The organism is Subtercola boreus, from assembly GCF_003399645.1.
In the GTDB taxonomy this organism is placed as follows: domain Bacteria; phylum Actinomycetota; class Actinomycetes; order Actinomycetales; family Microbacteriaceae; genus Subtercola; species Subtercola boreus_A.
The window spans coordinates 1-7677 of the sequence record NZ_NBXD01000033.1 but is presented as its reverse complement, the minus strand read 5'-3'; the positions used below and the strand labels follow the sequence as shown (position 1 = coordinate 7677).

The 7677-nt window shown below is 64.8% G+C and carries 8 protein-coding genes; 3 read left to right on the top strand and 5 right to left on the bottom strand.

Features of this window, described 5'->3' with window-relative positions; translation table 11 throughout:
• Positions 1–742 (top strand): DUF4913 domain-containing protein (locus tag B7R24_RS17885; protein WP_216363752.1); only part of this gene is annotated, 742 nt, incomplete at its 5' end.
• A 65-nt stretch (positions 743–807) separates the two neighbouring features.
• Here the strand turns inward: B7R24_RS17885 and B7R24_RS16400 are convergent.
• The 3 genes from B7R24_RS16400 to B7R24_RS16390 form a co-directional block, all read right to left on the bottom strand.
• Positions 808–2136: a hypothetical protein gene (locus tag B7R24_RS16400; RefSeq protein WP_116420062.1), complete on the bottom strand. Its 1329-nt coding sequence runs from the start codon at positions 2134–2136 to the stop codon at positions 808–810.
• A gap of 54 nt (positions 2137–2190) precedes the next feature.
• A complete protein-coding gene (locus B7R24_RS16395; protein ID WP_172582881.1) occupies positions 2191–3783 on the bottom strand; it encodes a relaxase/mobilization nuclease domain-containing protein in 1593 nt (530 codons plus the stop codon).
• Positions 3784–3896: 113 nt separating this feature from the next.
• Positions 3897–4307, bottom strand: a complete 411-nt coding sequence (locus B7R24_RS16390) for a plasmid mobilization protein (protein WP_147304081.1) — start codon at positions 4305–4307, stop codon at positions 3897–3899.
• Between the two features lie 305 nt (positions 4308–4612).
• On the opposite strand from B7R24_RS16390, the gene B7R24_RS16385 reads away from it, so the two are divergent.
• Both B7R24_RS16385 and B7R24_RS16380 read left to right on the top strand, forming a co-directional pair.
• Entirely contained in the window at positions 4613–4939 is a 327-nt protein-coding gene (locus B7R24_RS16385) for a hypothetical protein (RefSeq protein WP_147304080.1), read from the top strand.
• Positions 4936–5361 carry a hypothetical protein gene (locus B7R24_RS16380; RefSeq protein WP_116420058.1) on the top strand — a complete coding sequence of 142 codons (426 nt, stop codon included), beginning with the start codon at positions 4936–4938 and terminating at the stop codon, positions 5359–5361. The genes B7R24_RS16385 and B7R24_RS16380 overlap by 4 nt, the downstream gene beginning before the upstream one ends.
• Positions 5362–5583: 222 nt before the next feature.
• Here B7R24_RS16380 and B7R24_RS16375 read toward each other — a convergent pair whose 3' ends face one another.
• Positions 5584–7062, bottom strand: coding sequence for a ParB/RepB/Spo0J family partition protein (locus B7R24_RS16375; protein WP_172582880.1), 1479 nt, complete (start codon positions 7060–7062; stop codon positions 5584–5586).
• A 91-nt stretch (positions 7063–7153) separates the two neighbouring features.
• Positions 7154–7528 (bottom strand): DUF3846 domain-containing protein, encoded by a 375-nt coding sequence (locus B7R24_RS16370; protein ID WP_116420056.1) that lies wholly within the window; start codon positions 7526–7528, stop codon positions 7154–7156.
• Positions 7529–7677: the final 149 nt, after the last annotated feature.

Genomic DNA, 7677 nt, shown 5'->3' with positions numbered 1-7677 from the left:
CCCAATCCTGGCCCTGGGAAACGGCCTGGACGGCGATGTTCGCTCACGCGACTGGGCCGCCCCAGAGCTGACCCATCCGACCATCCAGCCACCCCGGCGCGAGCAGAAACCCTCAGCGGAACACCACAGGCAGCAAGGCCCGCGGCACCGCCGCGCCCATAACCAGCACGAAGCTCACCAAGCGCGCGACCCGCTCTCACCCAAGAACATCGGTGGATCGAGGTTTAGTGGCGCGGAAGAACAACGACCAGCTGTGACCCCGGCACCTGCGGTGGCTTCCCAGCCGGATAAGAAGCAGGAGGCGGCGGTCACGACGCATTTCGGGTCTGCGGATGAGTTCGTGCGTAAGCAACTGATCGGTTCGTATCGTCGCCGTGTCATAGCTCACGGCTCCGGTGGGGGAATGCGGTGGAAAGCGGCGTGGTGGGACAGCGAAGAAGCGCAGCAGCGGATGGAGGCGTTGTGGCGGTCCTGGGAGGCCGCACGGCAGGACGAGAAGGCGGGCATGAGTTCGTGGTGGATCAACCACTGCGACCCGCATATGAAGGCCCTGCTGTCTCCTGAGGGGCCGTTCGCGGACTCGAAGGACGAGAACCGGATCGGTGCCCCGCTGCCTTACACGGCGGCTCCTGACGGCATGTTCAAGGACGACCGGCAACCACTGCTCTACACAGAGCAGCAAAAGCAGCAGCAGGAGGAACAGGAGGGGCAAGAAAGTCAGGGTGGCACCCAGCCCGCCTAAGCACGGAACAAAGAAAGGGACGCACCGGCTTTTGGTGCGTCCCTTTCTTTGTGTGTTCTGTGTTTTTAGCGGCCGCGGTCGCTTCGATCCGCGCCGTGCCCGGCTGAGTTGTCCCGCCGGGTCTTAGGGATGCTACTCATTGGAGCCTTGGACGTCACCGCGCTACTGGCCGGGGTCGCGTGTGCACTGTCGGCGCTCATCCTTGCCTGGATCAGGTGCGGCGGGACTCCTTTGGCTTCCATTGCCTGAATTGTTGCCTGCCGCCGTTCGGCGCTGTCGTAAGCGACCTCGCCGGCCTCCCTGGCGGGCGCGCTGGACTGCTCGGGCGCCTGCGTCGTGTGTCCGCTCTGGCTGGCGTCCTGCGGCTCTGGGGTGTCTCGGAAGAGTTGCGCTTGGGCGCGGGCGTCGGCGGCGAGTTCTTGGAGCTGGTCCGGGGTGTGGGTGTCGGTGCCGCCTTGGCTTGCGTCCCGGTCGTAGTCGTCGGCGCGGGCTTCGAGGTCCGCGGCCATGACAGCCCGCCCGTTGTCCACATCGGCTGAACCTTCCGCGGGGGTGTCGTAGGTGCGGGCGGTGTTGCTGCGGTCGATGCGGTCTGCTTCCGCGATCAGCAGTTGCGCCTCAACGAGGTCGTCACCGACGCGGGCGCGTTCCGGGGCAACGGTGTCTTTCCATTCCTCAACCAGAGCCGCACGAACGGCCTGCGCGGCCGCGGGGTCGATGGTTTGGGCGTGGCCGGTGTCGGACCAGTCGATGCTGGTCTGCACCCGGTAATCCGAAAACCCTGCCGGGTCGGTTGATCGTTTCCATTCCTCGGCGGTGCTGAGCTCCACCCGGTCGGTGTCGCCGGCGAGGGCTGCCCGGTAGTCGGTGATCAGCGCCCGTTCCGCGGACGCGTCAGGAACGGTACTGTCGCCGACCCGCATCGTGAGACGGGCCTCGTCCTGCCGGTGGTAATACTCAGGGGCTGCATCCGTGGCCCATTCTTTAGCGCGGTCAAGCTCCGTCCGGCCCTCCCGGGCGGCGGCTTGCAACACTGTCGTGTCTACCCCGTACCGTTCGAGGACTTCGCGCTGCACGACGGCGGCGGCGTGCGCGGCGGCCGGGTCGTGGGTCTTCCACGCCTGCGCTGTTTCCGCGACTCGCGCTACGTCCTGCACGGTGGCTTTGTCCCACCACTCCGGCTTGTCTACGACCTGCAATGTCGCTCGCGCGGCGGCACGTTCCGCGTCGAACCGGGCGGACAACTCCCTGGCTTCGGCTGCGGTGCGGGTTTGTGTATTGCGGGACATTTCTTCTCGGAGGCGAGCGAACTTCTCACCCATCTGCAACGCGATCGTGAGCGCTACCCGGGCGTGCTGGCCGACCTCCTGGCCGACCTCATCGTGATCACTCATGAGCGTGTACCTGCTTCCTATTTGCGAGTTGACGTGCGGAGGGTCTGAGGGTTGTTATCGGCCGTAGCCGTCGCGGTCGGTGTCTGGCTGGTTGCGCGCTTCCCGTGTCCGCTGCGTAAGGAGGTCTGCTTCCTGCTGCTGATACGGGGTGAGCGGTGTCGGGACAGGGCTGCCGACGGGGAAGTTCGTTTCGGACACCCGACGAGCGTTTTTCAGCCTCTCCGGTAGCGCCTCCCACGCCCTCTCATTCGCTGCCGCCTTTTCCGTCGTGATGTAGGTCTGATAGCCGTCGCGGACCTCGGACAGTTGGCCCCGAAGTGTTGTAGAGATTTCGGTCGTACGGCGGGCGTCACCGGCTGCTTGATGCGCGGACATGATTGCGTGACTGGTCATCGCTAACTGCTTGAACAGCAGCAGCTCAGCGGCCGCATTGTTGCCCTTAGCGGCAGCCTGCAGAATGAGCGCCGTCGTCCCGGCCATGGCCGGCATGCTTACCGGGCGGGGTGTCGTTTCGTGGGCTCGGAGGTGCGCGGATCTCGCAAGGGACCGCGCAGCGTCCGCGAGCGGGCCAGGGGTCGGTTCGAGCCGCCTGGACCAGGCCGCATACGCGCCTGCGGTGTCGCGGGCGACGTGCGCCCAGGTCGCTTTATCGGCCGGGTCCACCCGCTGGATGTACTCATGCAGGCGTGCCATGTCGGCTGCGTATTCTTCGAACAGGGCCGGGGATGGGGTGGCCGTTTCGCGGCCGGGTTTGACGGGTTCGTACTTCCACGGGTTCTTCGCTGTGGCACGCCATTCGGCGGCAGCGTCCGACGCTTGGCCGGGTTCGTCGGGCCACCCGTTACGCAGTTGCGGGAGCGTCAGGTCGCGTGCCAGAGTGCCGCCGCCGTGCCACCGTACCGGCTCATTGTTTTGTGGTCGTAGCGCCACGGTGTAGCCCTGCACAACGTCGTTCCGACCGACTGCGAAACGCGGTCGCACAAGCAGCCCCTCAGCACGCAAGCGGCGAACGAACTCGCCCTCATCAACGGACGCTGACGCGGCCGCACGCACGCTTCGTTCCAACCGGCGCACATCCGGTTCTACTGCGTCCCGCTTCCGCGCCGCTTCGCGGGCTCCGGGCACGATTCCACGCTCGCCAAGCTCCCGACCCTCGGGGTGCAGCTCGACCAAACCGTGCACCCGTTCAAGGTCCCGGGTCACGCTCTGCGAGAGGCGCTTATCGTACGGGATGTGCGCCTTTGTGCCGTCCTCACGGACCAACGAAACGGCGATATGGATGTGGTCGTTACCGGCCTTTGAATCCCCGTGACGCACTGCCACCCACCGCGCATCGGACTTACCAATATCGTCGCCCGCAAATCCCATCCGGCGCACAAAGTCCGTCGCGATCAGACCCCATTTCTCGTCCGTGAGATGCCCTTCCTCTGCACTCAGCGACAGCGAGCAGTGCCACACATTCGCGTCCTGCTTCACAGCCGCCTGCCGACCTGTCATCGGGTCAATGACAGGCTCCCCAGTGGCCGGATCGAACTGCTTCACGGACCGACGAACCTGCGTGCCGTATACCTGCCTCGGTTCATCCAGATCGGCCGCGATTTTTACTGCCGCGTTCCGGTCCAGAACCTCGTATCCGTACTGCGCCATGATCGCTGAATTGCCAGCGACTAAGTGCTGTTCGGTATGTTCGTTCGCACGCCCTTCCCCCACGAGGTACCTCATCAGGCCCCCCATGTCCGCGCCGTACGTGACGTTCGGCATCATTGCCCAGCGACCGCCCTGCACGCCGCCGAAATTTGCGGCACCAACCCCACGAACAGCACCCGGAACTCTTCAACCTGCGCGGGGAACTGGCCCTCCGTGTTCGCGAACTTCGCCAACTGGTTCAGGTTCGATGACATGCGGCCAAGGTCCGCGCGAACCTGCATCAACTCAGCGACCGCGCCCTTCCACTCCGCACCCGTCCGAACCTGAGCGTTCATCGCCGACTCGAACAACAACCGAGGAACCGTAATGTCACCCGCGACCGCCGCGCGAGCCTGCAACTGCGCATCCTCCTCCGCAGTCACATACACCCGGTAATACTTCTCCCGCGCACCATCCGGGGCATTCTCACGACGCTTACGGGCGAACAAACGCCTCGGGTTCATATCCGAAATGTAGACCACCACCTTTCCCCGTAACCGCTTTACCTTGCCAGCGCAGCGAACCCGCCCCCAGGCGGGGACCAATACGACAAGTATTGCAGCCCGGCCAACGCAGCGCCAGCCCGGCAAGCCATTTACCAGCGGTAAACGGACAGCTTGCTCCAAAATATGTTGGTCTTTCTGTCTCACGGTGGAGCCGTTGACGGTTTGATGCGAGAGGCAGCAGCTACGGACCGATACCGTCGGGGCCTAGTGTCGTTGGTGAGGCCATGTACTGATAGACGCAAACCCCTACCCCGGGGTGCGGTGAGAACGTCTACTCTGGGGGCATGACTGATAGCAACAGGAATCCTGATGATGCTGCCGACGCTGCCCGCCGGCTTCTGGAACAGTCCGTCGAGAAAAGAGTCGACGCGGTGCGGTCGATCGTTGCCGCAGCGAACCACACCGACACCGCCCGGGCCGCACTCAGCGACGCGGAAACCCAGCACACCAAAGCGTGGAACAGTGCACTGACCGCGGGCTGGACGGAGAAGGAACTCCGAGCCACCGGGGCACCCCGCCCCAGCCAGACACCAGCCCGGACTACGCGGCCCCGGAAGACCGCCGCACCGGTCGAGGCACACGCGACGGAACCGAACGGAGACGACTCATGACAACCAACAGCGACGCTGCCCTGTATGACCAGGTGCGGGCGTGGGCGGAGGGGTCGAACCCGCTCGTCGCCGCTGTCGAGCTCGTCATCAGGGCGGGCCTGATCTACGACCGGGCACCGTGGGTGAGAACCGATAACGCGTGGAAGACCAGCGCCGTCGACTTCGACGTGCTCCTCACCGAATCCGGAACCCTGAGTAGTGGGCAGCAGCACCTCATCAGAATCGCGGCATCCCTTGGCCAGGGCACCCCCGTCGACCTCCGAGAGACGACCACGAACCTTGATCTGAAGTACACGCAACTCGTGATGACCGCGATCGCGCACGCCGCTGGCCTCACCGAACCTGGAACCACAATCGAGAGCGTCGACGGACTACCCACACTCACCCGGTACGAACCCCTCGCAGCCTGGCCCACCTCATAGGATTACTGACGCCGATGCCCCTGCAACCAAACGGGTGGTTGCAGGGGCATCTTCATGTCTATCGACCGGGTGTTGGGTGGGGAGCGGGAGGGGCCGCCTAGGTCCCTCGCCGCCGGACCCGGGAGGTCCGGCGAACGCACCGCACTCAGGGCGGTAAGACACCCCGCCCAAGCTGTGCGGGTGGGGCGGGCCGGTGCTGTCCGGCCCGCCTCCCGGTGGTGGCTACTCGGTGGCGGTTTCAGGGTCTTCCGTAGCGACCTCAGGTGCGGGGTAGCCTGCCGCGATGCGCTCCACGGCTGTCAGGCGGTGGCCCCACTTTTCGGCCTGTAACAGGTACGCCTTATCCGACGCGTTCGGGTTCCGCCATGACTCCCGGCTGGTGTGGTTCTCCCGCGCCGACAGGGCGACCGCGAGGCTCACATATCCGGCCTTGGTCGGGGTGGCCTCGACCATTCCGGCGAGGGCTTCGCGTCCGGCGTATCCCTCGATGCCGAGGTACGTGGCAGCGCCTCCACTGTTGTCGCCAGTCACCTCGTACGAGTGCCGGGTGAGGGTCACAGCGACGAACGCCGCCGCATCGGTGGGGAGCTTCTTCCGGGTCAGAAACGCCACGATCCATTCCTTTCTGACCGTGACACTTGTGTCCCACGCGCGGTTATTTCCGATCAGGGTTCGACGTTCCGCGCGCTTGGTTTCCGCCTGGGCGTCGGCCTCCTCCTCGGTCAGTTCGACCGGCGCGGAAACCTGCGTGCGATAGCTGCGGTAGATGCTCTGGTGAAGTTCCGGCTTCGTGCACAGCGGCACCGTTTCGGTGTCGTCCGCGCCAAGCCCGTTCACGGTCAAGAACACGGCGTGACCGTCGCACGCCGCGTGCGCTCCCGGGTCGAGAGTGGGCCGCTCGTCGGCGTCGTCTGCGGCGTCCGTGAGCCGTGACAGGTGCGCCATGGTCGAGTAATTCCACGACGTGACAACGGTCAGGCCGTCCGCTTCGAGCGCGGCCACGACTTCGGTCTGCCGGGCGAGACGGGCGTTCTCGTCGCGGCACTCCTGCGCGACATAGCTCAGGTCTTCGTCGTCGCAGTCCGTAATGGCAGTGATCGAATCCTCATCCCCCTCAAACTCAGCGATCAAAAGCAGACGATCGAACGAGACCGTGCCGTACCCGGCATAGGTCGTGGCGGCTTTGCTCTTGCCAATGGTGAGCGCCCCCGCGACGGTGGCCTTGTCCGCTCCCGCGGACTTCGCGATCTTCTCCACACTGATCCCATCAAGCGCCAGCGCCTCGTACGCCGCGATACGGTCCGTGAGCGTCAGCTCCGTCCGGGCGAAGGTGCGGAGCTGGTCAAGGATCCGGCCTGACTCGGTGCCGGTGGTGTCCGCGATACCGAACACGGCGAGCATGGTTGTCAGGCCCGCTTCGCGGGCTGCGAGCAAGCGCCGCTGTCCGTCATAGACGTAGGTGATGCCGTCCTCCCCACGCCTTGCAAGTACCGGCTCACGGACACCCTCGGTACGGATGGAGTCCACGAACTCCGGCGGCAGAACCGGGCTGGTTCTGATGTTCGGGTCAAGCTCGACCGCCCCCGGGTCGACCGCCTCAATGGTCACAGTTCCCGCTGCGAGGCTCGCAGCGAGATCAGGCGCGGTGTCGGCTGCGGTGGTGTCGGCTGCCGGGGTGGTGGTGGTGGTGTTCTTGGTCACGATATTCTTCCTTCAATAAGATGGGGTTAGACGGTCGGGAACCGAGGCACTTCGGATGCTTCGGTCCCCGACCTTTTTGTTACTGGGGGTGTTACGCGGCGGTCGGTGCGGGGACGCCGCTAGCGACCTGCCACCAACCGATGACGGTGGCGATCTGTTCCGGGGTGAGCGGGAGGGTTTCTCCCTCGTCGTCCGTGGTCAAGAACAAGCCCGCACCCGACAGGTGGGTTTGGAACGGGCGGGTCAGGCGGAGCATTCCGGTCAAGGTCGGGTTGGGCTCCTGCATGTACAGGCCCTCGTCGTCCACCCACACATCGATCCCGTCTTCGAGGCCGATCACGTCGACGGTGCTGCACTCGATGTGTTCATACATCCCCGACAAGCGGGTGTTGCTGGTGGTGCCGTCGATGCTGACGGTGGACAGCACCCCGTAGGCGTCGATCAGGATTCCGGTAATCCGTGTCATGGTTTCTTCTCTCTTTCTTCCCCCACGTTGTTTTGCCGTGATTCTCAATCAGGTTTGTCAAGCCGAAATGGAGGTTTGTCTCGGCCCCGACTGTCACTTCCTCCCACACGTTTTTTGCCTGGAAGGTACGAAGTACCGCGCAGGGTCGG

Coding starts and splice junctions, on each gene's coding strand:
- B7R24_RS16400 (WP_116420062.1), bottom strand. CDS start 2,136: ATGAGTGATCACGATGAGGTCGGCCAGGAGGTCGGCCAGCACGCCCGG.
- B7R24_RS16395 (WP_172582881.1), bottom strand. CDS start 3,783: ATGGCGCAGTACGGATACGAGGTTCTGGACCGGAACGCGGCAGTAAAA.
- B7R24_RS16385 (WP_147304080.1), top strand. CDS start 4,613: ATGACTGATAGCAACAGGAATCCTGATGATGCTGCCGACGCTGCCCGC.
- B7R24_RS16380 (WP_116420058.1), top strand. CDS start 4,936: ATGACAACCAACAGCGACGCTGCCCTGTATGACCAGGTGCGGGCGTGG.
- B7R24_RS16370 (WP_116420056.1), bottom strand. CDS start 7,528: ATGACACGGATTACCGGAATCCTGATCGACGCCTACGGGGTGCTGTCC.